A 23,925-nucleotide genomic window follows, 5' to 3' on the forward strand; every position below is an offset into this window, starting at 1 on the left:
GACTGCACTGGCAGCCCTGAGCGCAGGCTCGACACCACTCGGGCAGAATCGGCGCCAGCAGGTTGGGTAACAACCCCTTACGGACCAGGCCCACTAAGCCGTTTGGGCGTCCATCCACGAGTAGTAGCCGATCGCGACGAGCCCGGCCGCGATCGACACCGCCCCTAATACGATGCCGGCCATCGCGATTCGGGGATTATCCGCTTCGCCGCGCTGCACGCGTCTGCGGGCGATGTCACCCGTTATTACCGCCGCTATGCCGAATGGCACCCCGATCAGAAGCCAGCATGTGATGAGCGAGACCAAACCCAGGATCAGCGAAGCGACGCCGACCTCGTTTCGGGGTGCGTCCGGCTGACCCATCAGACGAGTCTACGTGGAGGTCGGCTTGGGTTGTCCGTTCGCCCCCTTCTGCTAAGGATTCACATATGTAACAGGAATCCCGGGCCATGCCGATGTGCCCGCCTCATAGCGACAAGTTCGGTGCAGTCCCAAGCAGTCCAGCGATTGTCGCGGAGAGGCGGGCAAAGAGCCACCACCAGTCCTCCGGTGACTCAAGTGACGGATGGGGCGGAAGCCGGCCGCTACAGCTCGGCGAGCCGTGGCGCAGATCCCTTGGTGCGCAGTAGGACTCCGGCCTCACGGGTCAATTCCCGTGCGCTACCCAGCAGACCGTCCAGGATCAGCGACCGTTTGACGTGGCGGTGCAGCTGGTGCTCGGCGGTAAAGCCGATGCCGCCCAGCACCTGCTGGCAGTGGCGCGCGGCGGTCAGCGCCGCCTGGCCCGCCGCGGCCTTGGCCAGCAGGCTGGCTAGCCCGTCCGGGTCGTCTCGGCGCACGACGGCGTCGGCCAGGGTCGCCTCGGCGCCCTCGATTGCGACCAATGTCTCGGCCAGCCGATGGCGGATCGCCTGAAACGAGCCGATGCGCCGGCCGAATTGAACGCGGTCCACGGCATGCTGGCGCGCCAGTGACAGCATCGCCCGGCCGGTCCCGACCAGCCACCAGGCCAGTGCCCGCCGCCCCGCGTCCACCGCGGCCGGTGACAGTGGATCCGCTTGCGGCACACGATGTATTGGCAGTTCGCCGTCGAGCGCCGAACTTGGGCCGTCGCCGCGCTCCCACACCACCCAGGAGCCGCCCGCGAACGGCAGCGCCACCGTGGCCCCGGGGGCGGCACCGGCGGCGCGCAGCACGACATCGTTGAGCGCGGGGGCGTGCGCGCCGGTCTCGCCGAGCAGTCCGAACACCAAAGGTATTGCCGTATCGGGCATTTCGTTCAGCATGTCGAGCCAGCCGAGCTCGATCAACGCGGCATCGAGCTTGGCGCCCGAAGCGGCGCTCATTGTCGTCCGCAGCGAATCGGCCAGCAGGCGCAGTGACGAGGGGTCTGCCGGGGCGTCCACGATTCACTCCTTCCCGAGGTCGAGCAACCGGCGGGCGATGATGTTGCGCTGAATCTCGGCGGTACCGCCATAAATGGTCGCCGCGCGCGAGTACAGGTACTCCGGCCGCCAGGCCGTCTCGTCGAGCTCAAGGGTCCCCGGCAGCAGATCGCGAACGGTGTCGTAGAGCCGTTGCTCGGCGGTGGCCAGCAGCACCTTGTCGATAGAGGTCTCCGGACCGAGCCGCTCTCCGTTGCCCAACCGGTGCTGGGTGCCACGGGACCGGCACCGCACCGTATGCAGCGCGAGATATGCCGCGCCAAGCACGGATTCGTCAACCTCGCGCGCTTCCGCGAGGAGTTCGTCGAACCGCGAGTAGAGGTAGGCGATCCGCTGCCAGAAGCAGGTGGAGCGCTCATAGGGCAGCAGGTCCATCGCCAGCCGCCAGCCGTCTCCCGGCCGGCCGAGCATCCGGCTCGCCGGGATCACCACGTCGTCGTAGTAGACCTCGCAGAATTCGTCGACCCCGTGCATCGTGCGCAGCGGCCGAACGGTGATGCCCGGCGTGTCCAGGTCGACGAAGAACGCGGTGATTCCGTCGTGGCCGGGCGCGGTGCGGGTCAGCAGGACGCATCGGGTGGAGAATTGCGCGAAGCTGGTCCAGACCTTCTGCCCGTTGACAATCCAGTTATCCCCCTGGGGCGTCGCGCGGGTGGACAGCGAGGCCAGGTCGCTGCCGGACCCCGGTTCGGAAAAGCCCTGACACCACTGCTCGCGGCCGCTCAGCAGCCGCGGCACCATTTCCGCCGCGAGTTCCGTTGGGGCGTAATCGATCATCGTGGGCGCGAGCACCTCGACCATCGAATAGGGGCCCGGCTCGGCCAGCCTGCGGCCCACCACCTCCTCGCCGACGATCGCGCGAAGCACCGCGGGGCCGCCCAATCCGCCGACCTCGACGGGCCAGCCGTACCGCATCCAATCGGCGTCGTAGAGCGCCCGGTGGACTCGGGCCAGTTGCCGCATCTGGCCCTCTAGCGAGCGGTCGGGTCCGGGAGTCAGGTCGTGGTCGCCGAGCCACGCACGCAGGTCGGCCCGGAACCGCTCGACATTCACGGCGCGGGACGGCCCACGGCATGCGGGCGGCCCGAGTCGTGCGCGCCGCTGCGGCGGATGAACGTCATGGCGCGGGTCTTGAGCCGCCATCCGTCGGCGGTGCGGGCGTAGGTGTCGCGGTAGTAGCCGATCCGCATGTCGTGGGTGGCGTGCTCGATAAAACACAACGGTTGGGTGCCGCTCGCCGAATCACCGTCGATGTCGACCGCCGCGGTTCCGGTGAGAAACAAGCCCTTTGGCGCGGCGGCCACCAACTCCGGGAACCTGTCCAGGCCGTAGGTGTCGCCGAAGGCGCTGTAGGTTCCGTCGGGCGTGAAGACGGCGAGCAGGCCGTCGATGTCTTCCTGGGTGATGGTGACCGCGTAGCGGGCGAGCAGCTGCTGGATCTCGACGAGATCGTCAGTTCTGGTCGACATAGACCTTGCCGCCTTTCATGACAAAACCGACATGCTGGGTAACAGTGATGTCCTCCAACGGGTTTCCCGGCACCGCGATGATATCGGCGAGCTGGCCCGGCGCGAGCCGTCCCCGGTCGTCCGCGTTGATCAGCTCGGCGGCGGTCACCGTGGCCGCCCGCAGCACCGCCAACGGTGGCAGGCCCCAATCGACAAGGGTGACAAGCTCGTCGGCGTTGCGGCCGTGCGGTATCGCGGGGGCGTCGGTGCCCACCGCGATCTTCACACCGGCCTCGTAGGCGGCCAGTATCGAGGTGCGCGACCGAGGGAACATCTCGGCGGCCTTGGCCTGCAGCTCGGGTGGGGCGTGTGAGACGTCCATGCCCTCCGCCAGGCGCCGGGTGGATACCAAAAACGTGCCGTGCTCGACCATCGCCGCGATCGCCTCGTCGTCGATGAGGAAGCCATGCTCGATGCAGTCGATGCCGGCGGCCACGGCATGCTTGACCGCCTCGGCGCCGTGCGTGTGCGCGGCGACGCGCAGCCCGCGCCGGTGTGCCTCGTCGACGATCGCCCGCAGCTCCTCATCCGAATAGTGCTGCGCGCCAGGGGGTCCCGTCAGCGACATCACCCCGCCCGAGCAGCAGACCTTGATCAACTGCGCGCCGTGTTTGATCTGATAGCGCACCGCCTTGCGGATCTCGTCGACCCCGTTGGCGATGCCCTCCTCGACCGTCAGCTCCAGCACGTGCGGCGCGAAGGCCGCGAACATCGTCGGATCCAGATGCCCGCCGGTGGGTGTAATGGCGTGCCCGGCCGGCACCACCCGTGGTCCGTCGATCCAGCCCGCGTCGATGGCCTTGCCCAGCGCGACGTCGAGCAGGTAGCCGCCGGTCTTGACGAACAACCCGAGGTTGCGCACCGTCGTGAACCCGGCACGCAGCGTGCGGCGGGCATTGCCCACCGCACGCAACACCCGCGTCGGCGGATCGTCCTGCACCTGGGACAGCCCGGGCTTCTCGCCGCGCCCGCCCATGAGCAGGTTGACCTCCATGTCCATCAGCCCGGGCAACAGGATCTGGTCACCGAGATCGATCAGCTCACCCTCGACGTCACCACCGACACCGGCTATCCGCTCGCCGTCGATCCGCAGGACGCCGGGCCGCAGGATCTCGCCGGTGTCGACGTCGAGCAGCCCGGCGGCCTTGAGCGTCAACACCTCTTAGATCACCGGTTCCTTGATCAGCTCCACCCAGGCCGCGCCGCTGTCGGGGACCCGCGGCTGCTTCCACGCTTCGATCGGAAACGACACCATGACCAGCGACTGCATCAGGTGCATGAGCGTCCTCGCGTCCTCGGGCAGATCGTCCAGTGGATACTTGTCACAGTAGGCGATCACGTCGTCCAACCGCGGGAATGCGGCGTCGTAGAACGCCTGCATCTCGGTCATCGTCGAGGCCAGCCGCTTCGCGTAGCGCTCGGGCTCGGTGGCCAGGTCCCAATCCAAATACGGCTCCAGGTCGGCGAATTCAGACGGTAGCGCCATTATTGCTATATTCCTTTACGTAGTCTCCGGCCACCTTGTGCAGATGGCGGAGAAGGATTTCCTGATCGCATAGCGGAAAGTCCTTGACGACCTTGGTGCCGATCATGGTCTGGGTCGCTTCCAAAGTGTTGGCGTCCTGCAGCGCGTACTCCTTGAACGTCACCGCGGCCAATTCCTGCGCCAACCGTTCGCGCGCGTTTCTCGGCGGCACGAAATACAGTGTGGTCTCGAAGATGTGCTTGTCGACGGCGGTCGGCCAATAGTGATAGGTCAGGTACCAGCCGGGCGCCCAGATCAGCAGCATGAAGTTGGGGAAGAAGTGCCACGAATCGATGCCCCACTGCGGTGCCCGCGCCGGGTTGACGCCGGGGGGTAGCTTGTCGAGCTTCTCGATGACCTCCGGCCGGTCCCAGGGACCGAACAGCCCACTGCGCAGCACCCGGTCCAGGGGCTTCACCATGTTCAGGTCCGCGGGCGGCGCCTGACCGCCCCACGTGGAGATCATCCCGTGCGGGCTCGCCAGCTCGTAGTGCAGCGCCTCGAAGCCGTACTTCATGATTTTGGCGGCTTCTTCCTTGGTGTACTGCCCCTGGTGCAGCACCGGCGCGTGGTAGAACTCGGCAAACGCGTCGATGAACAACTTCCAGTTGCTGCCGACCTCGGCCTTGTACGAGTAGACCTCGGTCATCTCGTGGAAGGGGTAGCCCTCGATGCCTTTGGCCAGCGGCCCGAGGTAGTCGACGAGCGGCATCGCGTCTCGGTCAAAGTTGATGAAGATGAACCCTTCCCACGCCTCACAGCGCACCGGGACGAGTCCGTACTGGCCCTTGTCGACGTCGAAGAACTCGTCCTCCTGTTGGATAAAGGTCAGATCGCCGTCCAGGCTGTAGCGCCAGGCGTGATACTTGCAGGTGAACTGGCGGCAGGTGCCCGAGGTCTCCTCGTGTGGATAGTCGTTCCACACCAACTTGTTTCCGCGGTGGCGGCAGATGTTGTGGAACGCCTTGACGGACCCGTCCTTGGTCTTGACGACGATCACCGACATACCGCGGCCCGCCGACGGCAGCTCCTTGGTGAAATAGCTGCCGGCGCGCGGCAGGCGCTCGACCCGGCCGACATTGAGCCAGGTGCGCTTGAAGACGGCGTCGCGCTCGGCTTCGAAGAACGCCGGATCGACCGAGTCGGTGTAATCGACTGGCGCGGTGCCCAGTTCGGGATAGTTTTCTGTCCAGCTTCCCGCGGCTGGTTTCGCGAAGTGGGGCAAGGCTCTTACCTCTCTACCTCTTCTAGTTCTATGCCAAAGGTGTTGAAAGCCATGGCCAGCAGCGTGTAGCAGCCGACCGTGAAGACGAAGTCCATCCGCTGGCGGTCGTTCAGGCGCTCACCGAGCGCGGCCCACGTCTCGTCGGACAACTGGGATTTCTCGTCGAGTTCGTCGACCCCGGTCAGCACCGCGCGTTCGAACGCCTCGAGGCCGGCGCTATCACCGCCGGCCTGCCGAACCGCGGCGATCTCGTCGTCGCGCAATCCGGCCTCCTTGGCCAGCGTTACGTGATGGGTCCACTCGTAGGCGCAGTCGCGACGATGCGCGACCCGCAAAATGGCCAGTTCGCGGACGCGCGGCGGCAGCGTGGACGAATACAGGAGGTGGACGTTGAATCGGAGAAATGCCTTGGCCAGCGCCGGGTGATTGGCCAACGTCGAAAGCGCGTTGCCGGCGTCGCGCGGATTGCAGCGTTCCGCGGGCAACATGCCCGACAGCGACCGCTGCACGGTCTCGTCCCACTCGTCGGCGGGCAGCGGCTGCAGGCGCATCGGCGGTGTCCTCTCGGGATCCCCTCGACCACCTCTCGGTCAAAGAGAATCAGATTCTCATTTCCAACCAATAGAGTTGCACGATTCGGTCGGCTGGTCAATGGTGGCGCGCATGGCGAGGGCCGCCCGGGGCATGCGCCGATCCGACGCCGGCGCGGGCGGCGGCGTGGGCAATTTGCGTCGTCGCCGAGCGTGCGGCCCGGCCATGCGAATCCCGCACGGCCGCCCTGGATGTTGATTCTCGCTTCGCGAGAAGATAGTTTTCAAAATAGTGATCTTGGCGCTGGCCGGTGGTTTGCCGCGGCCGTGCGGGTCGCGAGACCGACGGATCCGAGGGAGAGGATGGCCATGAACAGAGACGACATGATCCTGATCAGCGTCGACGACCACACCGTCGAGCCACCGGGCATGTTCAAAGACCATCTGCCGACGAAATACCTGGACGACGCGCCCCGGCTGGTGCACAACCCGGACGGCTCGGACATGTGGAAGTTCCGCGACACGGTCATCCCCAACGTGGCGCTCAACGCGGTCGCCGGCCGGCCGAAGGAGGAGTACGGCATCGAGCCAACCGGGCTCGACGAGATCCGGCCGGGCTGCTACAACGTCGACGAACGCATCAAGGACATGAACGCCGGGGGCATCCTGGCCTCGATTTGCTTCCCGTCCTTCCCCGGCTTCGCCGGGCGCCTGTTCGCCACCGAGGATCCGGAGTTCTCGGTCGCGCTGGTGCAGGCCTACAACGACTGGCACATCGACGAATGGTGCGGGGCGTATCCGGCGCGGTTCATCCCGATGGCGATACCGGTGATCTGGGATGCCGAGGCGTGCGCCGCGGAGGTGCGGCGGGTGTCCAAGAAGGGCGTGCACGCGCTGACCTTCACCGAGAACCCGGCCGCGATGGGTTACCCCAGCTTCCACAATGAGTACTGGAACCCGCTGTGGAAAGCCTTGTGCGACACCAACACCGTGATGAACATCCACATCGGATCCTCGGGCCGGCTGGCGATTACGGCGCCCGACGCGCCGATGGACGTGATGATCACGCTGCAGCCGATGAACATCGTGCAGGCCGCCGCGGACCTGCTGTGGTCGCGGCCGATCAAGGAGTACCCGGACCTCAAGATCGCGCTCTCGGAGGGCGGCACCGGGTGGATCCCGTACTTCCTGGAGCGAGCGGACCGCACGTTCGAGATGCATTCGACGTGGACGCACCAAAACTTCGGCGGCAAGCTGCCCAGCGAGGTTTTCCGCGACCACTTCCTGACGTGCTTCATCAGCGACAAGGTTGGCGTGCAGCTGCGCAACATGATCGGGATCGACAACATCGCCTGGGAGGCCGACTACCCGCACAGCGACTCGATGTGGCCGGGCGCGCCCGAAGAGCTCTGGGACGTGCTGTCGGTGAACAACGTGCCGGACGACGAGATCAACAAGATCACCCACGAGAACGCGATGCGCTGGTACTCGTTCGACCCCTTCACCCACGTCCCTCGGGAGCAGGCGACGGTCGGTGCGCTGCGCAAGGCCGCCGAGGGGCACGACGTGTCCATTCGGGCGCTCAGTCACCACAAAGATGCCAGGTCCGGCTCGTCGTTCGCGGATTTTGCGGCCAACGCGAAAGAGCTCACCGGCAACAGGGACTGAGTCGCCGGCGCCCGGCGAGCAGTCGCAGAATCGCATTGTTCGGGCGGCAATCGTGCGATTCTGCGACTGCTCGCGGTGAAGAAAGGTGCGCGGAATGGATTTCGAGCTGACCGACGACCAGGAGCTGATCCGCCGGTCGGTCGCCGAGTTGGCTCGGAAGTTCGACGACCAGTACTGGATGGAAAAGGACCAGGCGCACGAGTTTCCGACGGAGTTCTATCGGGCCATAGCCGACGGCGGCTGGCTGGGCATGACGATTCCCACCGAATACGGCGGCCACGGCCTCGGCATCACCGAAGCCACGCTGTTGCTCGAGGAGGTCGCCAAATCCGGCGGCGGCATGAACGCGGCCAGCTCGATTCACCTGTCGATCTTCGGCATGCAGCCGGTGGTGGTGCACGGCTCCGACGAACTCAAGGCCCGCACGTTGCCTTCGGTGGCGACCGGCGAGGTGCATGTCTGCTTCGGGGTGACCGAACCCGGTGCGGGGCTGGATACTTCGCGCATCACGACGTTCGCCAAGCGCGACGGCGATCGCTACGTCGTCAACGGTCGCAAGGTGTGGATCTCCAAAGCCATGGAGTCTGACAAGATCCTGCTGCTGACCCGCACCCAGGCGTACGACGAGGTGACCAAGAAAACCGACGGGATGACGCTGTTCCTCACCGACCTCGACCGCAACCGGGTCGACGTCCGCCCTATCCGCAAGATGGGCCGCAACGCCGTGAGCTCCAACGAGCTGTTCATCGACAACCTGGAAGTGCCGGTCGAGGACCGAATTGGCGAGGAAGGCAAGGGATTTCGCTACATCCTGGACGGTCTGAACCCGGAGCGGATGCTGATCGCCGCCGAGGCGCTGGGCATCGGGCGGGTGGCGCTGGACAAGGCGGTGAAGTACGCCAACGACCGCGAGGTCTTCGGCCGGCCGATCGGCATGAACCAGGGCATCCAGTTTCCGCTCGCCGACTCGCTGGCCCGGCTGGATGCCGCCGAGTTGATGTTGCGCAAGGCAACCTGGCTGTACGACAACGGCAAACCCTGTGGGCGCGAGGCGAATACGGCCAAATACTTGTGCGCCGACGCCGGCTTCACCGCGGCGGACCGGGCGTTGCAAACCCACGGCGGCATGGGCTACGCCGAGGAGTACCACGTCGCGCGCTACTTCCGTGAGGCCCGGCTGATGAAGATCGCGCCGATCAGCCAGGAGATGATCCTGAACTTCCTGGGAGCCCACGCCCTGAAACTGCCGAGGAGCTATTGATGGCCAATCCGCTGTTCGACCTGACCGGCCGATCGGCGTTGGTGACGGGGGCCGGCGGGGGGATCGGTGCCGCGGTCGCGCGGGCGCTGGCGGCCGCCGGTGCCGCGGTGCTCGTCAGCGACGTCGATGCGGATGCGGCTTCGGTTGTCGCTCAACGTATTTGCGTCGACGGCGGCAAGGCCGACAGCATCGCCCTCGACGTCCGCGACCGCGGTGCGGCCGACGCCGCGGCCGCGCGCGCCGCCGGGCTCACCGAGGGCACGCTGCACATCCTCGTCAACAACGCTGGGGTGACCGCGCCGGCGATGTTCGCCGACCTCACCGACGAAAGCTTCCACCGGGTGCTCGACACCCACCTCATGGGCGCCTTTCACTGCACCCAGGCCGCGCTGCGCTTCCTGCCCACCGACGGCACCGGCCGCGTCATCAACGTCGTCTCGTCGGCCGGAATCACCGGCACGCTGGGCCAGGTGAACTACTCCGCCGCCAAGGCCAGCATCATCGGGTTCACCAAGTCGCTCGCGCGTGAGATGGCGCGCAACAACATCCTGGTCAACGCGCTGGCGCCGCTGGCGGCGACGCGCATGACAGAGACCATCCGCACCAACGAAAAATTCGCGGCCAACATGATGGCCCGAATTCCGTTGCGGCGCTGGGCCGAACCCAAGGAGGTCGCGGGCGCGTTCGTCTTCCTCGCCTCCGACGCCGCGTCCTACATCACCGGGCAGGTGCTGCCGGTGGACGGCGGCATGGTGATGTGACCGTGGCCGACGACCCCGTGCTGCTGTCGGAGGACCGCGATGGGGTACGCACCCTGACCCTCAACCGTCCGCTCCGCAAGAACGCGATCAACCCGGAGCTGTGGATCGCGTTGCGGGACGCGCTTGACGCCGCCGGCCGTGACCGCAGCGTGCGCGCGCTGGTGATCACCGGCGCCGGCGGCAGCTTTTGCTCCGGCGCCGACATCTCGGTCCCCGACGACGTTCATCCCAAACACAAGCTGCAGCGCTTGACCGACGTGGCGCTGGCGCTGCACGAGCTGCCGATGCCGACGGTCGCCAAGGTGACCGGGGTCGCGGTCGGCGCCGGATGGAATCTGGCGCTGGGTTGCGATTTGGTGGTAGCGACGCCGGAATCGACGTTCTCCCAGGTCTTTTCCAAGCGGGGCCTGTCGATCGACCTCGGCGGTTCCTGGCTGTTGCCGAAACTCGTTGGCCTGCAACAGGCCAAGCGGCTCACGCTGCTCGCCGAAACGATCGACGCCGCGGAAGCCCACGCCCTCAACCTGGTGACCTGGGTGGTGGCCGCCGCCGAGATCGACGCCTTCGTCAACGACCTTGCCGGCCGGCTGGCGGCCGGCCCGCCGATCGCGCTCGCCCAGTCCAAGGCCCTGCTGAACGAGGGCACCGACCGCACCCTGCGCGACGCGTTGGCCAACGAGGCCCGCGCCCAGGCGGTCAATTTCGCAACGGCCGACGCGGCGGACGCCTATGCCGCCTTCGCGCAGCGGCGGGAGCCGTCGTTTACTGGTCGCTGGGCGCTATCGAGATCTGACCAACAATCGGAGTGAACATGCGTGAGACAGTCATCGTCGAGGCGGTACGCACGGCAGTGGGGAAGCGTAACGGCGGGTTGTCCGGCATGCACGCCGCCGACCTGTCCGCGGTCGTCCTCAACGAACTGCTGGAACGGACCGGCATTGGCCCGGAGATCGTCGACGACGTGATCTGGGGATGCGTATCCCAGGTCGGCGACCAGTCCAGCAACATCGGGCGCTACGCGGTGCTGGCCGCGGGCTGGCCCGAGAGCATCCCCGGGACCACGGTCAACCGGGCGTGCGGTTCCAGCCAGCAGGCGCTCGACTTCGCGGTGCACGCGGTGATGTCGGGCCAGCAAGACGTCGTGGTAGCCGGCGGCGTCGAGGTGATGAGCCGCGTCCCGCTCGGTGCGGCCAGGGCAACCGGGACGCCCTACGGGCCGAAAGTGCTTGCCCGCTATGACGATTTCTCGTTCAACCAGGGCCTGTCGGCGGAGATGATCGCCAAGAAGTGGGGCTTCTCCCGCACCCAGCTCGACGAGTACTCCGTGCAGTCCCACGAACGCGCCGCCGCGGCCCAGGACGGCGGCGCCTTCATCGGCCAGATCGTGCCGGTGTTCACCGATGACCAAACCGTCATAGCCGCCGACGAGGGCATTCGGCCGGGCAGCAGCGTCGAAAAACTGGCCGCGCTCAAGCCCGCGTTCATCGACGACGGCGTCATCCACGCGGGCAATTCCTCCCAGATCTCCGACGGGGCGGCCGCGCTGCTGGTGACCACGTCGGAGATGGCGGTCGGGCTGGGGCTGACGCCGCTGGTGCGCTACCGCGCGGGTGCGGTCACCGGCGCGGACCCGGTGCTCATGCTCACCGGCCCCATTCCGGCGACCGAAAAGGTGCTGAAGAAGGCCGGCGTTTCGCTGCCGGAAGTGGGCGCGTTCGAGGTCAACGAGGCCTTTGCGCCGGTTCCCCTGGCGTGGCTCGCGGAAACGGGAGCGGACCCGCGTCGTTTGAATCCGCTCGGCGGCGCGATCGCGCTGGGACACCCCCTTGGCGCGTCCGGTGCGGTGCTGATGACGCGCCTGACAAACCACATGCGCGACAACGGGATTCGCTACGGGCTACAGACCATGTGCGAAGGCGGCGGCACGGCCAACGCCACCCTCGTCGAGCTCGTCTCGTAAGGGCTCTCGAAAGGCTCTCGATAAGGCCCAACGTGACCCTTGTCACAGCGCCCAAACTAACCTACTGTGTATTCACTAGGTTGGTTCAGCCCGCCAATCGATGAGGAGTTCGGTGGCCGAAGCGCGGCGATACGACACGTTGCTCGCCAAAGGTGAGGACCGCAAACAGCGGATCCTCGACGTCGCCCAGCGCCTCCTCACGCGCAACGGCTGGCGCAACACGACCCTCGCCCAAATCGCCGGCGAAGCCGGGGTCACCCCCGCGGGCCTGCTGCACCACTTCGAATCCAAGGAGCACCTGCTGCACGCGGTGCTCGACGCGCGTGACCTCGACGACGACTCCCATGCGGACCGGGCCGGTGACCTGCTCGTCGAGATCGCTCGGGTCGCCGATCGCTTCAACCGGGCTCCCGAACTGGTGGGCACGTTCACCGTGCTGCTCGTCGAAAACATCCTCCCCGACGCTCCGCTGCACGACCGGATGCTGGACAGACAGCGCGAAGCGATCGACATCGTCGCCGAGCTCGTCCGGCGCGGTCAGGCAGACGGCCGATATCGCACGGATTTAGACCCCGCCGTCAAGGCGGTGGAAATTCTCGCGTTCGTCCACGGAATGGAAACGATATGGTTGCTCAACCCTTCGATACCGCTGATCGAGGTGTTCAAGGAGTACGCGGAGTCGCTGGCACGGGACTTCGCGCCGCCCAAGACGCGCGAGAAGACATGAGGTACCGGCTGGACGTCGTCGCCAGCGATGTCGCCGACGTGGTGCGGTTCGCCGGCGGGTGGCTCTTCGACCGGGCGATGGCGGGATGGGACGTCACCGTGCTCCTCACGGACCTTGCCGACCACCCCGACGACCGGCCGCTGCAGATCCTCGGGGCCCAGGTACTCGACCTGGAGGACGCCTTGGCCTCGGTCGAATCCCGGCCCCGCCCCCAGGCCCTGGCGGCCGCGGCGGATCTGGTCGGCTGCGACTCGCGGGTGCGGCGAGGCGTGTTGCAGGCCCTCGATCATGGCGTCACCGAGGTGACGCTGTGGGGCGAGACCTGGCCCGCCGAGCTGAATGGCAGCGTTGGCTTGGTCCAGCACCGGCTGAGCATGGCCGCCAAGACGTTCAAGGCCCAGGCGCTGGCGGCCGCCTTGAGTGTCGGCGGGGTGCCGCACGGCTCGATCGGGTACGTCGAAACGTTCCGCAGCGGGCTGCTGGCGTGCCCGTCGGTCGCCGCCGATCTGGTTCCCGCCGGCTGACCGTCCGGCCCGGCGCCTCACCGAATGTGAATGCGGCGACGCCGTGTCGGCGTGCCCCGTCGCTCATTTCACCGTCGGCGGGCCGGGCTCGGCCGGCGGCGGCACCCGTCGTTGACGACGACCATGCCGTGTGGAAATGTAATACTCAACTCTGAGAGGATCATTCTCACTAACCGAGATTCGGACGGAGCAACAAATGGTGAACGACTTCACCGAGATGGACTTCTTCCGCGATGCCCGGCTCGTCGAGAACCCGTACCCCTACTACGAAGCTCTCCGTCAGCGGTGCCCGGTGACCCGGGAAGACCACTACGGGGTCACCATGGTCACCGGTTGGGACGAGGCCTGCGCCGTGTTGAACGACGCCGAGACGTTCTCGTCGTGCATCTCGGTGACCGGTCCGTTTCCCGGCTTTCCGGTGCCGCTCGAGGGTGACGACGTGACCGAGCTGATCGAGCAACACCGCGACGAGCTGCCGTTCAGCGACCAGCTGCCCACCCTCGACCCGCCGACACACACCAACCACCGCGCCCTGCTGATGCGGCTGATCACCCCCAAGCGCCTCAAGGAAAATGAAGACGCCATGTGGGTGCTCGCCGACCGCGCGCTCGATGGGTTCCTGGCTCCGGGCCAGGGGGAATTCATCAAGGGCTTCGCGGGTCCCTTCACGCTGCTGGTCATCGCCGACCTGCTGGGCGTGCCCGAAGAAGATCGCGATCAGTTCGTCACGAACATCCGCCAGCATTCGGGCGGCGGAGTCGGGGGCACCGGCAAGGAAGCGTTGGCGCACAACCCGCTTGAGTTCCTCTACGGAACCTTCGCCGACTACGTCCGGGACCGCCGCCGTGAGCCGCGCGACGACGTGCTGACCGGCCTGGCCACCGCGACGTTCCCGGACGGCTCGGTTCCCGACGTCGAAGACGTGGCCCGCGTCGCGTGCAATGTCTTTTCGGCGGGCCAGGAGACCACCGTGCGGCTGCTGGGCGCCGCGCTGCAGACCCTCGGGGAACGCCCCGACATCCAGCAGCAGCTGCGCAGGGATCGCAGCCTGATCCCGAACTTCATCGAAGAGGCGCTGCGCATCGAGAGCCCGGTCAAGGGCGACTTCCGCTTGAACCGGGTGCCCGTCAACGTCGGCGGCATCGACCTGCCCGCGGGCACCACCGTCATGATTCTGCAGGCGGCCGCCAACCGTGATCCGCGCCGGTTCGACGACCCCACCACGTTCGATCCGGCCCGCAAGAACGCGCGGCAGCATCTGTCGTTCGGGCGGGGCATCCACAGCTGCCCGGGCGCGCCGCTGGCGCGTGCCGAAACCCGCGTGGCGATCGAGCGGATGCTCGACCGGACGTCCGACATCAGGATCAACGAGCGCGTTCACGGCCCGGCCAATGACCGCCGCTACCAATACGTTCCGACCTACATCCTGCGCGGCCTGACGGAGCTGCACCTGGAGTTCACGCCGGCATGAAGGTCTGGGTAGACGACCAGCGCTGTCGCGGTCACGGCGTGTGTGTCACGCTCTGCGAGGAAGTGTTCAGCCTGACCGACGACGGGTACGCGGTGGCGATAGCATCCGACGTACCAACGGAATTGGAGAAGGCAACCCAAGAGGCCATCGAATGCTGCCCCGAGCAGGCCATCAGCGAGACCGAGATCGCTACTCCTTGATCGAGATCGCCTGCCGGGGACACTGACGGACGGCCTCGCGCACCTGTGCCTCGTTCTCCGGCGTGACGTCGGGTTGCAAGACGGTCAGCATGTCGTCGTCCCCGAGCTGGAAGACCTCCGGGATGATGCCCATGCACACCCCGTTGCTTTCGCAAAGGTCCCAATCGACTTCGATTTTCATTGCGGCCTCCTCACCGCAGCACGCGCACTGGCACGTTCTTCCAGCCCGCGACGTTTTGCATGTTGACTCGTCTGCATGCGGGCCAGTCCACCTCGTAGCGCGGCATGAAGTCGAGCAGCTTTTCCAGCGCGATCGCGCTTTCCATGCGGGCCAGGGCCGCGCCGAGGCAGCTGTGGATCCCGTAGCCGAAGCCGACGTTGATGGCTTCATGCGGGTCGCGGTCGACGTCGAACTTGTCCGGGTCGGTCCACGCTTCGGGATCACGGTTGGCCGAGCCGCCGATCAGAAACACCGGCTTGCCCGCCGGAATCGTGACGCCGTGCAGGTGAACCTCTTTGAGCGAGCAACGGACGTTGTACTGGGACGGCGCCTCGTAGCGCAACAGCTCTTCGACCGCGGCCGGGATCTTGCTGCGATCGTCGAGCAGCTTCTGCCACTGGTCGGGGTTGCGGCCGAACACCACCGCGGCGTTGCCGACCAGCTTGGTCACGGTCTCGGCGCCGGCGCCGCCCAACAGCGTTGCGAAACCGGCGATTTCGACATCGTCCAGGTTGCTCAGCTCGCCATTCTCCCGCTCGATCTCGGCGGTGAGCAGCTTGCTGAACAGATCGTCACCCAGCTCGGCACGGCGCTGCTGGATCAGGTTGTAATAAAACAACCCCGTCTCGATGCTCGCCTGCAGGCCGGCCTCACCCACCTCGACCTGGCCGGGCTCACGGGACAGGGTCTCGTCGATCCATATCCGGATCTGCTGGCGATGCTGCGGGGCCACCCCAAGCATCGTGGTGATCACCTCGACGGGAAACGGTGCCGAGAAATCCTGCACGACGTCGAACCGATCGGGGTTGGCGGCGTTGAGGAACCGCTCGATGGTCTCGGTGACCATCTCCTTCTGGGACTGGATCGCGCGCGGCGTGAACACCTTGTTGAGCAGGCTGCGCATGTTGCGATGCTCGGGCGGGTCCATGAAGATGATCGACTTCGGATTCGGCTGTACACCGGACCGCACCATCGCCAGGTCGACTCCGCGCGCCGACGAGTACGTTTCGTAGTCCTTGAACGCCGCCGCCACGTCCTCGTGCCGGGTGAGCGCGTAGAAGTCGTATTTCTCGTCGTAGTAGACGGGCGCTTCCTCGCGCATCCGGCGATACGTCTCGTAGGGACTGTTGAAGAAGTCCTCGGAGAACGGATCGAAGACGACCTTCGGTTTTGTCACTGCATCCTCCTCAGCGGCGGGCTGAACCGTTACAGCGGAGTGGCTGACTGTAACGCTAACGGTAACTCTTTCATGACGAACCGGAAAGACCAAAACGCCGCCATCTCAAACCTTCCCGGTGACGCCGATGACCTCGATGACGTCATCCAGCGCGCCGAGATCGCTGCCGAGTTCCTCGGCGATGCCGCGAGCGACCGCCACGTCTTTGCCGACGAACTCGCCGGCTACCTCGATGAACGACGCGACGGAACCGCGTGCCGCGACGATGTCCAGCACCCGGCTGGTTGCGCTGCCGTGGGGCAGCGCGGCCAGCAGGGCCGACTCCGGCATGCCGAGCCGCCCGCCCAGCCGGATCGACTCGGCGAGCAGCCCGATGTGACCCGCGAACAGCGCGTTGTTGACCAGCTTCACCTTTTGGCCGGCGCCGCCCGGGCCGACGTGCAGCACCGGGTCGCCGTAGCAGGCCAGCACCGGTCGCACGCGCGCCACGGCGCCGTCGGTGCCGCCGACGAACAGCGTCAGCGTGCCGGCCGCGATGTCGTGCGGGCCGCCGCTGACCGGCGCGTCGACCACCTCGATGTGGCCGGCGCGGGCGGCGACGGCCTCGATCGTTTTCGGGCTTGCGGTGGTGTGCACCACCAGCGTCGAACCGGACGGCATCGTCGGCAGCAGCGCGCTGTCCAGGCAGACCCGCCGGACCTGTTCGTCGGTGAACACGCAGACCACCACGACGTCGGCCCGCGCGCCGGCTTCGGTCACCTCGTTCACCGCGTTGGCGCCCAGCCGCTCGAGCTCGCGGCGCTGTTCGGCCGTCCGGCCCAGCGCCCGGACGTGGTGGCCGGCCCCGACGAGACGGGCCACCATCGGGCGTCCCATCCGTCCCGCGCCGATGAACCCGACCGTCACGGGGCCTTCATCGGGGATGGCCCATCATGGCCAGCGCGGCGTCGGCGGCGTCGAGCACTGCCCCGGCGCGAGCCCCGGCCTTCTCGGCGAGGTCGACGATCAACCGGACGTCCTTCTGCAGCAGCGTGCCCGCGAGGCCGGCCAGCCGCTCCAGGCCGCCGACTCCGCCAAGGGCGTTGAGCGCGAAGCTGTTCCCGCTGCTGCGCGAGACGACTTCGGTGAGGCGGTCGGGGGAGACGCCGAGTGCCTGGGCCAGCGAGAGGGCGGTGGCCGCCGTGCCCAGGTTGGCGGTGAACAATAAGTTGTTGAGCAGCTTGGTGGTTTGGCCGGAACCCAGCTCGCCGAGATGAACGACGGGATCCGCGTAGGTTTCAAAGATGGGGCGGCAGCGCTCGACGACGCCGGCGTCGCCACCGACCATCACCAGCAGGCGCCCTTCCGACGCCGCCGGACCGCCGCCGCTCACCGGTGCGTCGATGACCGAAACACCCTTGACGGCAGCATTTTTCGCCAGCTCCCGGCAGGTGTTGGGATGCACCGTGCTGTGCACCGCGATGACGCTGCCCGGTTTCATCGCCGCCAACAGGCCGTCCTCGCCGCCGGTGATTTCCGCGATGTCGGCGTCGCCGACGACGCATAGGCAGACCAGATCGCTGGCCGCGGCGAGTTCGGCCGGTGACTCGGCAACCTTCGCCGGGGTGCCGGCGAATGGCTCCAGCGTCGCGGGCCTGCGCGCCCACAGGGTCGTCTCGTAGCCGCCCTCGATGATCCGCCGCGCCATGGGTGCGCCCTGGCTGCCCAGCCCGATGAATCCGACTCTCACCCGGCCTCCAAATCGGCTTCTGGGTCAACGGGATTCGCGCGGGTGGCCACACATTCGTCCGCGAACGCAAAGACCTTCGAATGGTAATCCGCGGCGGTGTGGCCGAGGCTGATGTTGTGCCCCGCCTCGGGTTGTCTGTGCACGGCGAACCGCGGCGCGGCGGAGAACAGGCCGGCGATCTCGGCCAACGCCGAATCGTCGGTCTGCCAGACCCTTTCGTACTCGGCGATGCTGAAATGCACCGGGACGCGCACGGCGGGGGCGAGCGCCGGGAAGGTTTGTCGGGCCCAATCCGACACCATCTGGTCCTCGTAGGCGGGGGCCGTCGGAGAAACCGTGACCCCGGTGAGGACCTCGGGCGGATACAGCCGCTGCGGGTGCCATAACAGCTCGCGCAGGCCCGCCGGCCGGCGTTCCCTGGTTGCCGTCTTGAGCATTTCGCGGGCCGCGGGGTGATAGTGCCGGCCGGTGCCGGCCAGTTCGACGCCGAGCAGATCGGCGCCGCGCTCGTCGGCGGCCATCCGCATCGCCAGTTCGCAGCCGCCCGAATGGCCCATCACGAACAAGCCCGCGCCGCGCGGCCGTTCCCCGAGGATGCGGTCCACCGCCCCGTAGGCGAGATTGACCCGCTGCTCGGGCCGGGCCATTGCCTCCGGGTAGGGAGTGGAGCTGCCGTAGCCGGGCCGGTCCAGCGCCACCACGGTGAATCCGGCTGCGGCGCCGGTCCTTAGCAACGAAAACGACGGGTGGCCCGGGCAGTCGAAGTAGACGGCGGTGGTGCCTCCGCCGTGGATGGCGACGATCACCGCTGTGGGCCGCTCCGCTTCGGCGACCAGCGCCGACATCGGCACGCCGTCGACGATCACCACCCTCGGGCGAGGCGCGGCACTCATGCGTCGGCCCGCAACAAGAGGACGCCGCTGGGGGTGAGGCCGCCGCTGCTGACCACGCCGACGCGGGCGCCGGCGACCTGCCGGTCGCCGGCCTCCCCGCGCAGCTGGCTGACCGCCTCGTGCAGCAGGCCCATGCCGTGGGTGCGGCCGTGCGAGAGCTGGCCGCCGTGCGTGTTGAGCGGCAGTTGGCCGTCGCGCGCGATGTTCTTGCCGCCGTCGAGAAACTCTTTGGCCTCGCCGATCCCGCAGAAGCCCAGCGCCTCGATCCAGGACAGGCAGTTCATGGTGAACCCGTCGTACAGCTCGGCGACGTCGACGTCGGCGGGTCGCAGCGACGTGCGCGTCCACACGTGCGCCGCCTGGCCTAGCACCTGCGGCTCGTGGGTCAAAGTGCTTTGGTCCCAATCGATTCGCTCGATGATCTGTGTCCCCACCGCCTCGACCAGGACGGGCGGCTTGGCGAGGTCGCGGGCGGCGTCGACGGCGGAGACGATGACGGCTATCGCGCCGTCGCACGGCACGTCGCAGTCGTAGAGCCCGAACGGCGTGGTGATGGGCCGCGCGTTGAGGTAGTCGTCCATCGTCATCGGCGTCCGATAGACCGCGGTCGGGTTGAGTTCGGCGTTGGCCCGCTGGTTCAGCGCGATCCAGCCCAGCGTCTCTTTCGTTGTGCCGTAACGGTGGAAGTGCCGCTGCGCGTTCATCGCCAGCGTATGGGCCGCCGACGTGGCGCCGAACGGGAACTGCCAGCCGGCGGTGCGGCCGCTCGACGGGGTGATCTTGCCCTGCTTCATCAGCTCGTTGTAGGTGGCTTCCCACAGCGTCCGGAAGCAGAGCACGTGACGGGCCAGGCCGCCGGCGACGGCGAGCATCGCGGCGATCACCGACCCGCCGGGGCCGAACGTTTCGATGCCGCCGTTGTGCCACGTCGGCCGGATGCCCAGCGCCGCCTCCAACGCGGTCACCCCACCCTCGCCGAAGCCGCCGAGATTACCGCCGCCGGGATAGGTGGACAGGCCGTCGATGTCGGCGAACGTCAGCCCCGCATCGGCGATCGCGGCCTCGCAGGCGTCCACCGTCAGTGACAGCGGCGGCCGCATCAGCCGGCGGCCGATCTTCGACATGCCGATCCCGGTGAGCGCGACCTTGTCTTCGAACTTCTCCGCCGTCAGCATGGGCCGGACGTGTTCGCCGAAGCGTTCCGGCGCGATCTCGTCGTCGGGCAGGGGAGCGGGCTGCGCTTCGGCGATCGGCCGAAACAGCGGCAGCCACACGTCTTCGGCCCGCTCGAAGACAACCTCCACTTGCTGACCGAGTTCGAGCCGATCGGGATCGCACTCGACGATGTTGGTGGTCAGCCGGACCCGAGGGTCCTCGGCGATCGCCACCTGCGCGACCACGTACGGCGCCGGCAGCCCGGGCAGGCTGAACCGATGGTTCACGGTGAATCCGGCCAGCGTGGCCTTGCCGGAAACGGCCCGCACACCCATGTCGCGGGAGCGGCAATACCGGCACACCGGAGCCGGCGGGTGGATCAGCGATTCGCAGGCCCGGCATTCCTGCAGCCGCAGCGCGCCGTCGGCACCCGACGTCCAGAAGAACTCGTTTTCGTCGGTGACCAGGGGTAGCGGGCGTCCCGATGCTGCTGACACATCACCTCCCGGACGGCCGCCCGAAGAACTCGGTAGGCGCGTTATACGAATCGGAGAATTACGTTATCAGTTCCGGGCGGGGACGATCCAGGCCGGAGCGCCCGAGTGACCGCGGAAACCTACGCCGTGATCCACGGGCCCGCAGGTCAGCTTTCGTTGCGGAATGCCGGGGCTGTTGTCTGGATTCTTCTACTGGGCGTAACATTTATGCCACATAACGTCGTGGAGACTCGAAGGGAGGAATTCATCATGTCCGAGACGTTCAATGCTCTGCTGGCCGAGCGGCTTAAGGACTGTGAGTTTGCACGGCACTTTGCCGCTGAATCGGCGCGCATCGCTGCTATCGACGCCGTACTCAATCAGCTGGATGACGCACGAGAGGCGTCGAACCTCACCAAGGCACAGCTTGCCCGCGCGATCGGTTCGGACCCGAGCGTAGTGCGCCGTCTGCTGTCCGCACAGACCGTGAACCCGACCTTGGCCACCGTGGCTGAGCTAGCAGCGGCGCTCGGATTGAAGGTCACGCTGACTCCCATGTCCGCCGAGGAACGGAAAAGGATCACCGAGCCGATGCTCACCGCGACCGGCTAATCCGACTTCACCGAGCGCGGGTTACGACCGAAATATTCATCCTTCGTGCCATCCGGTCATCGCGCCGTGCATGAGCGAGGATCGTACGGCAGCTCCCCGACGCTCACCGGTAGCGTCATCCTCGTCGCCAAGCCGGCCACGTGATCCTGTTCCATGCAGGCATCGGATCACGCGCTCCCCGTTTATCCACCGCCAATGACGAGGACGAGGCAGGAATGGCTAAGTTGATCTGGGAAGTTTCTAGCAACCAAATCACTAGCACCCCGCCTCGGCCAAAGCCCTGGTGATGATCATCGATCCCGAGCAGGAACCCGAACCGCCAAAGATGTTGATACGCCGCCTCTTCGGCCTGACCAACGCCGAAGCCGATGTGGCACTGCGCGTAATGCGTGGCGACGGTCTGACGCCCATTTCGGCGGATCTGGCGTTATCGCGGGCGACCGTCAACACGCACCTGCAACACATATCCGACAAGACCGACACACCGGCAAGCCGAGCTGGTGCGTCTACTGCTGGCCATCATCCTGTAGTGGCGCAGCGGTCACTCGCGTCTCGGCGTCGCAGGCACCTGCTCTTTTGTCCACCTCATAGCGACACACTGTTGGGTCAGTCGCTATGAGGTGGACGCATCGCCCATGCCGGCCAGCGAGTTGCCGATGTGACATATGGGATTAACGCCCGACTTCGGCCCGCCGCCCACCGGCTGGGGCGACGTGATCCGCAGCGTGGGGCAAGGAAAGATCAACGCGTGAAACCCCACTCGGCTTCGTTCGCCTCGGTTTTGAGGTGCGCGGTGGGATCCTCGTCGCCGCTTGTAGGCGGCGGCACGTCGTCGGGTCGGCGTTCGTCCAATTCCATGATGGCGTGCACGGGACAATCCATTAGCGCGCGCATGACCGCGTCGCGGTCGGCCTCGGCGACGGTGCCGTCCCCGACCAAACACGCGTATCCCCAGTCGTCGAGCGAGAAATATTTGGGCGCATGCTTGGCGCAGATGCCGAAGCCGTCGCAGAGGGTGCGGTCGAGGTGGATTCTCATGCCCCGGGTCACGCGTATACCACCGCCTCCACCTCGTAGGGCCTTTCGGCGCGAAACACGCTGGCGTGGCATGGTTTACAGGCGTTGTCGAGGTGGTGCGCCACCGCTCTCGGGAACCGGTCGAGCAGGCTCGCTGCCACATTGGTTGCGGCGTCCAGGGTGGCGCAGGCCCCGCGGCCGCGCAGCGTCACCGACCAGCGCCGCAGCCGGTCGAGGTCCTCGGGCGTGGCGACACCATCGCGCAGCGCGCCGGCAACGGCGGCCATCGCCGCGGTGCCGTTGAAACACGAACCGCATTGTCCGGCGTTTTCGCGGTCGAAGTAAGCCAGCACGGAGGCGGCGACCGCGACCGGGCAGTCGTCGGTGATCACCGCGATCGCGCCACAACCCAGGCCGGCGCCGAGGCCACGCAGCGTCTCGTGGTCCAACGTGGCATCCAGCACGGCCCGATTGAGCAGCCCGGCGAAATAGCCGCCCAGCAGCGCGCCTTGCACGTGCTCGGGTGAAACCCCGTGCAGGGCAAGCAGTTCGCGGAATGGCAGGCCGTGCGGGATCTCGTAGAGGCCCGGCGGGCGTCCGCCGCCGGTGAGGGTTACCAGGAAGGTGCCGGGCGAGGACGAGGTGCCCAGCGAGCGGAATGCCGCCGCGCCGTGCCGCTGCAGGTAGGGCAGGTTGGCCAGGGTCTCGACATTGCTCACCAGGGTGGGACGCCCGCCGACGCCCTTCTGGAACGGCCGCGGCGGCTTGTCCGTCGGCTTGACCGGGCCGCCGTTGATCGCGCGGGTGACCGCGGTCTCCTCGCCGGCGATGTATCCCGGGTCGACGCGGAACAGCTCAATCGCGGTGTCGCCGAACGCATGTTCCGTCAGCGCGGCTTCCACGCTGCGGGCGGATTCCGGATCGGACACGTAGACGTAGGCGCGGTCGGCCGCCACCGTCGCCGCGGCCAGCCGCAGCCCGTCGAGAACCAGGTGCGGGCGGTGCCGCAGCAGCCAGCGGTCCTTGATTGAGGCCGGCTCACCCTCCTCGCCGTTCGCGACGACGACCGCGCCGCCTGCCCGGCGCCCGTTGTCGCGCACGGCACACAGCTTCACCGCGAGCGGAAAAGCCGCTCCGCCGCGGCCCTGCAGTCCACTGCGTTCGACCTCGTCGAGCAGGTCGTCGGCGTCGGCAAGTGGCCGGTAGCCGCCGAGCTCCCGGTAAGCCGGGTAGTCCTCCCGCGAGTGGCCGGGCCGATCGCCCAGCAGTCGCGACGGACAGCCGGGCCAGGTGGTGACGGTGATGGCCGGCGCGGCGCTGGTTTCCATCAGCCGGCTCCCAACGCCGCGATTAGGCTTGCGCACATGCGAACTGCCGTGGTGCGCGTCAACGTCGACCCGTCCGGTCTACTCACGGCCGCAGAGTTAAGCCAGGGCATGACCGCGCTCCTCGGGCTTGCCCACGAGATCGGCGCGGACGTGGTCGACAACAATCTCGCGGCGATGCCGGCCAGTCGCCGCGAGGTGGAGCTGCTCATCGCCGGTGACGACGCCGACTCCGTCAAGAGCACCGGAGTTGACCTGTGTGCCAAGGCCTTTGGTGCCAGCCTGGCGGCCGGCGTAGTCACCTTTATCAGCCGGGGAACCGACGACGACGCGCACGGTGTGCTGTCCGCGTTCGGGCTCACCGGCGAGATCGTCCGGGAGCCCGGCGACGACGGCTTCGACGTCGTCCATGTGACATTGCGCGAAGCGGACCTGGAGCGGATTCCGGAAAGCCGGATCCACACGGCCCTCGAGGCCTCGCTCAACTGTGAGGTCCACATCCGCATCGTATAAACG

At 67.1% G+C, this 23,925-nt stretch carries 28 protein-coding genes; 12 read left to right on the forward strand and 16 right to left on the reverse strand.

Annotated elements, in window-relative coordinates:
• Positions 1-93: 93 nt before the first annotated feature.
• The 8 genes from K3U93_RS03440 to K3U93_RS03475 all read right to left on the reverse strand — a co-directional run bounded on the left by K3U93_RS03440 (position 94) and on the right by K3U93_RS03475 (position 6,254).
• Positions 94-363 (reverse strand): DUF4190 domain-containing protein, encoded by a 270-nt coding sequence (locus K3U93_RS03440; protein ID WP_071509754.1) that lies wholly within the window; start codon positions 361-363, stop codon positions 94-96.
• Positions 364-584: 221 nt separating this feature from the next.
• A complete protein-coding gene (locus tag K3U93_RS03445) occupies positions 585-1,346 on the reverse strand; it encodes an acyl-CoA dehydrogenase family protein (RefSeq protein WP_083009502.1) in 762 nt (253 codons plus the stop codon).
• Between the two features lie 63 nt (positions 1,347-1,409).
• On the reverse strand, positions 1,410-2,498 hold the full coding sequence (locus tag K3U93_RS03450; RefSeq protein WP_071509752.1) for an acyl-CoA dehydrogenase family protein: 1,089 nt from the start codon (positions 2,496-2,498) through the stop codon (positions 1,410-1,412).
• Positions 2,495-2,914, reverse strand: a complete 420-nt coding sequence (locus K3U93_RS03455; protein ID WP_071509751.1) for a nuclear transport factor 2 family protein — start codon at positions 2,912-2,914, stop codon at positions 2,495-2,497. The genes K3U93_RS03450 and K3U93_RS03455 overlap by 4 nt, the downstream gene beginning before the upstream one ends.
• On the reverse strand, positions 2,898-4,112 hold the full coding sequence (locus K3U93_RS03460) for a metal-dependent hydrolase family protein (RefSeq protein ID WP_071509750.1): 1,215 nt from the start codon (positions 4,110-4,112) through the stop codon (positions 2,898-2,900). Before K3U93_RS03460 ends, K3U93_RS03455 begins: the two co-directional genes overlap by 17 nt.
• A 3-nt stretch (positions 4,113-4,115) precedes the next feature.
• Positions 4,116-4,439: a hypothetical protein gene (locus K3U93_RS03465; RefSeq protein WP_071509749.1), complete on the reverse strand. Its 324-nt coding sequence runs from the start codon at positions 4,437-4,439 to the stop codon at positions 4,116-4,118.
• A complete protein-coding gene (locus K3U93_RS03470; protein WP_071509748.1) occupies positions 4,423-5,703 on the reverse strand; it encodes an aromatic ring-hydroxylating oxygenase subunit alpha in 1,281 nt (426 codons plus the stop codon). Before K3U93_RS03470 ends, K3U93_RS03465 begins: the two co-directional genes overlap by 17 nt.
• Positions 5,704-5,708: 5 nt before the next feature.
• Positions 5,709-6,254 (reverse strand): carboxymuconolactone decarboxylase family protein, encoded by a 546-nt coding sequence (locus tag K3U93_RS03475; RefSeq protein ID WP_071509747.1) that lies wholly within the window; start codon positions 6,252-6,254, stop codon positions 5,709-5,711.
• A gap of 348 nt (positions 6,255-6,602) precedes the next feature.
• Between K3U93_RS03475 and K3U93_RS03480 the strand changes: the two genes are divergently transcribed.
• The 9 genes from K3U93_RS03480 (at position 6,603) to K3U93_RS03520 (ending at position 14,805) form a co-directional block, all read left to right on the forward strand.
• On the forward strand, positions 6,603-7,901 hold the full coding sequence (locus K3U93_RS03480; RefSeq protein ID WP_071509799.1) for an amidohydrolase family protein: 1,299 nt from the start codon (positions 6,603-6,605) through the stop codon (positions 7,899-7,901).
• 94 nt (positions 7,902-7,995) lie between these two features.
• Complete coding sequence (locus K3U93_RS03485; RefSeq protein ID WP_071509746.1) at positions 7,996-9,162, forward strand: acyl-CoA dehydrogenase family protein; 1,167 nt, start codon at positions 7,996-7,998, stop codon at positions 9,160-9,162.
• On the forward strand, positions 9,162-9,923 hold the full coding sequence (locus K3U93_RS03490) for an SDR family NAD(P)-dependent oxidoreductase (RefSeq protein ID WP_071509745.1): 762 nt from the start codon (positions 9,162-9,164) through the stop codon (positions 9,921-9,923). Before K3U93_RS03485 ends, K3U93_RS03490 begins: the two co-directional genes overlap by 1 nt.
• Complete coding sequence (locus K3U93_RS03495; RefSeq protein ID WP_071509744.1) at positions 9,920-10,732, forward strand: enoyl-CoA hydratase/isomerase family protein; 813 nt, start codon at positions 9,920-9,922, stop codon at positions 10,730-10,732. The genes K3U93_RS03490 and K3U93_RS03495 overlap by 4 nt, the downstream gene beginning before the upstream one ends.
• A gap of 2 nt (positions 10,733-10,734) precedes the next feature.
• A complete protein-coding gene (locus K3U93_RS03500) occupies positions 10,735-11,883 on the forward strand; it encodes a thiolase family protein (protein WP_071509743.1) in 1,149 nt (382 codons plus the stop codon).
• 112 nt (positions 11,884-11,995) lie between these two features.
• Complete coding sequence (locus K3U93_RS03505) at positions 11,996-12,610, forward strand: TetR/AcrR family transcriptional regulator (protein WP_071509742.1); 615 nt, start codon at positions 11,996-11,998, stop codon at positions 12,608-12,610.
• Positions 12,607-13,134, forward strand: a complete 528-nt coding sequence (locus K3U93_RS03510) for a hypothetical protein (RefSeq protein ID WP_071509741.1) — start codon at positions 12,607-12,609, stop codon at positions 13,132-13,134. Before K3U93_RS03505 ends, K3U93_RS03510 begins: the two co-directional genes overlap by 4 nt.
• 196 nt (positions 13,135-13,330) lie before the next feature.
• Complete coding sequence (locus K3U93_RS03515) at positions 13,331-14,605, forward strand: cytochrome P450 (RefSeq protein ID WP_071509740.1); 1,275 nt, start codon at positions 13,331-13,333, stop codon at positions 14,603-14,605.
• Positions 14,602-14,805 carry a ferredoxin gene (locus K3U93_RS03520; protein ID WP_071509739.1) on the forward strand — a complete coding sequence of 68 codons (204 nt, stop codon included), beginning with the start codon at positions 14,602-14,604 and terminating at the stop codon, positions 14,803-14,805. Before K3U93_RS03515 ends, K3U93_RS03520 begins: the two co-directional genes overlap by 4 nt.
• Here K3U93_RS03520 and K3U93_RS03525 read toward each other — a convergent pair.
• From K3U93_RS03525 to K3U93_RS03550, 6 genes are all read right to left on the reverse strand, one after another.
• Positions 14,795-14,986 (reverse strand): ferredoxin, encoded by a 192-nt coding sequence (locus tag K3U93_RS03525; protein ID WP_071509738.1) that lies wholly within the window; start codon positions 14,984-14,986, stop codon positions 14,795-14,797. The genes K3U93_RS03520 and K3U93_RS03525 overlap by 11 nt on opposite strands.
• Positions 14,987-14,996: 10 nt before the next feature.
• On the reverse strand, positions 14,997-16,202 hold the full coding sequence (locus K3U93_RS03530; protein WP_071509737.1) for a cytochrome P450: 1,206 nt from the start codon (positions 16,200-16,202) through the stop codon (positions 14,997-14,999).
• 105 nt (positions 16,203-16,307) lie between these two features.
• Positions 16,308-17,108, reverse strand: coding sequence for an NAD(P)-dependent oxidoreductase (locus K3U93_RS03535; protein WP_083009205.1), 801 nt, complete (start codon positions 17,106-17,108; stop codon positions 16,308-16,310).
• Between the two features lie 7 nt (positions 17,109-17,115).
• Complete coding sequence (locus K3U93_RS03540) at positions 17,116-17,931, reverse strand: NAD(P)-dependent oxidoreductase (protein ID WP_071509735.1); 816 nt, start codon at positions 17,929-17,931, stop codon at positions 17,116-17,118.
• Entirely contained in the window at positions 17,928-18,824 is an 897-nt protein-coding gene (locus K3U93_RS03545) for an alpha/beta fold hydrolase (protein WP_071509734.1), read from the reverse strand. The genes K3U93_RS03540 and K3U93_RS03545 overlap by 4 nt, the downstream gene beginning before the upstream one ends.
• Positions 18,821-20,476 (reverse strand): thiolase C-terminal domain-containing protein, encoded by a 1,656-nt coding sequence (locus K3U93_RS03550; protein WP_071509733.1) that lies wholly within the window; start codon positions 20,474-20,476, stop codon positions 18,821-18,823. Before K3U93_RS03550 ends, K3U93_RS03545 begins: the two co-directional genes overlap by 4 nt.
• 249 nt (positions 20,477-20,725) lie before the next feature.
• Here K3U93_RS03550 and K3U93_RS03555 point away from each other — a divergent pair, with 249 nt between their 5' ends.
• On the forward strand, positions 20,726-21,067 hold the full coding sequence (locus K3U93_RS03555) for a helix-turn-helix domain-containing protein (RefSeq protein ID WP_071509798.1): 342 nt from the start codon (positions 20,726-20,728) through the stop codon (positions 21,065-21,067).
• A gap of 286 nt (positions 21,068-21,353) precedes the next feature.
• Positions 21,354-21,686, forward strand: coding sequence for a helix-turn-helix transcriptional regulator (locus tag K3U93_RS03560; protein ID WP_139796749.1), 333 nt, complete (start codon positions 21,354-21,356; stop codon positions 21,684-21,686).
• Positions 21,687-21,808: 122 nt separating this feature from the next.
• Here the strand turns inward: K3U93_RS03560 and K3U93_RS03565 are convergent, their stop codons facing one another.
• Both K3U93_RS03565 and K3U93_RS03570 read right to left on the reverse strand, forming a co-directional pair.
• Positions 21,809-22,105: a ferredoxin gene (locus K3U93_RS03565; RefSeq protein WP_071509796.1), complete on the reverse strand. Its 297-nt coding sequence runs from the start codon at positions 22,103-22,105 to the stop codon at positions 21,809-21,811.
• A gap of 8 nt (positions 22,106-22,113) precedes the next feature.
• Positions 22,114-23,412: an NADH-ubiquinone oxidoreductase-F iron-sulfur binding region domain-containing protein gene (locus K3U93_RS03570; RefSeq protein ID WP_071509797.1), complete on the reverse strand. Its 1,299-nt coding sequence runs from the start codon at positions 23,410-23,412 to the stop codon at positions 22,114-22,116.
• 36 nt (positions 23,413-23,448) lie between these two features.
• Here K3U93_RS03570 and K3U93_RS03575 point away from each other — a divergent pair, with 36 nt between their 5' ends.
• Positions 23,449-23,922, forward strand: a complete 474-nt coding sequence (locus K3U93_RS03575) for a hypothetical protein (RefSeq protein WP_071509732.1) — start codon at positions 23,449-23,451, stop codon at positions 23,920-23,922.
• Positions 23,923-23,925 lie beyond the last annotated feature (3 nt).

The sequence above is a fragment of the Mycobacterium malmoense genome (assembly GCF_019645855.1).
Lineage (GTDB): Bacteria > Actinomycetota > Actinomycetes > Mycobacteriales > Mycobacteriaceae > Mycobacterium > Mycobacterium malmoense.

Bases quoted from the DNA above. Each gene is read 5' to 3' on its own strand.
- K3U93_RS03440 (WP_071509754.1), bottom strand. From the start codon at position 363: ATGGGTCAGCCGGACGCACCCCGAAACGAGGTCGGCGTCGCTTCGCTG.
- K3U93_RS03500 (WP_071509743.1), top strand. From the start codon at position 10,735: ATGCGTGAGACAGTCATCGTCGAGGCGGTACGCACGGCAGTGGGGAAG.
- K3U93_RS03520 (WP_071509739.1), top strand. From the start codon at position 14,602: ATGAAGGTCTGGGTAGACGACCAGCGCTGTCGCGGTCACGGCGTGTGT.
- K3U93_RS03510 (WP_071509741.1), top strand. From the start codon at position 12,607: ATGAGGTACCGGCTGGACGTCGTCGCCAGCGATGTCGCCGACGTGGTG.
- K3U93_RS03575 (WP_071509732.1), top strand. From the start codon at position 23,449: ATGCGAACTGCCGTGGTGCGCGTCAACGTCGACCCGTCCGGTCTACTC.
- K3U93_RS03570 (WP_071509797.1), bottom strand. From the start codon at position 23,412: ATGGAAACCAGCGCCGCGCCGGCCATCACCGTCACCACCTGGCCCGGC.
- K3U93_RS03465 (WP_071509749.1), bottom strand. From the start codon at position 4,439: ATGGCGCTACCGTCTGAATTCGCCGACCTGGAGCCGTATTTGGATTGG.
- K3U93_RS03480 (WP_071509799.1), top strand. From the start codon at position 6,603: ATGAACAGAGACGACATGATCCTGATCAGCGTCGACGACCACACCGTC.
- K3U93_RS03445 (WP_083009502.1), bottom strand. From the start codon at position 1,346: ATGAGCGCCGCTTCGGGCGCCAAGCTCGATGCCGCGTTGATCGAGCTC.
- K3U93_RS03485 (WP_071509746.1), top strand. From the start codon at position 7,996: ATGGATTTCGAGCTGACCGACGACCAGGAGCTGATCCGCCGGTCGGTC.
- K3U93_RS03455 (WP_071509751.1), bottom strand. From the start codon at position 2,914: ATGTCGACCAGAACTGACGATCTCGTCGAGATCCAGCAGCTGCTCGCC.
- K3U93_RS03565 (WP_071509796.1), bottom strand. From the start codon at position 22,105: ATGAGAATCCACCTCGACCGCACCCTCTGCGACGGCTTCGGCATCTGC.
- K3U93_RS03475 (WP_071509747.1), bottom strand. From the start codon at position 6,254: ATGCGCCTGCAGCCGCTGCCCGCCGACGAGTGGGACGAGACCGTGCAG.
- K3U93_RS03490 (WP_071509745.1), top strand. From the start codon at position 9,162: ATGGCCAATCCGCTGTTCGACCTGACCGGCCGATCGGCGTTGGTGACG.
- K3U93_RS03545 (WP_071509734.1), bottom strand. From the start codon at position 18,824: ATGAGTGCCGCGCCTCGCCCGAGGGTGGTGATCGTCGACGGCGTGCCG.
- K3U93_RS03555 (WP_071509798.1), top strand. From the start codon at position 20,726: ATGTCCGAGACGTTCAATGCTCTGCTGGCCGAGCGGCTTAAGGACTGT.
- K3U93_RS03525 (WP_071509738.1), bottom strand. From the start codon at position 14,986: ATGAAAATCGAAGTCGATTGGGACCTTTGCGAAAGCAACGGGGTGTGC.
- K3U93_RS03515 (WP_071509740.1), top strand. From the start codon at position 13,331: ATGGTGAACGACTTCACCGAGATGGACTTCTTCCGCGATGCCCGGCTC.
- K3U93_RS03560 (WP_139796749.1), top strand. From the start codon at position 21,354: ATGATCATCGATCCCGAGCAGGAACCCGAACCGCCAAAGATGTTGATA.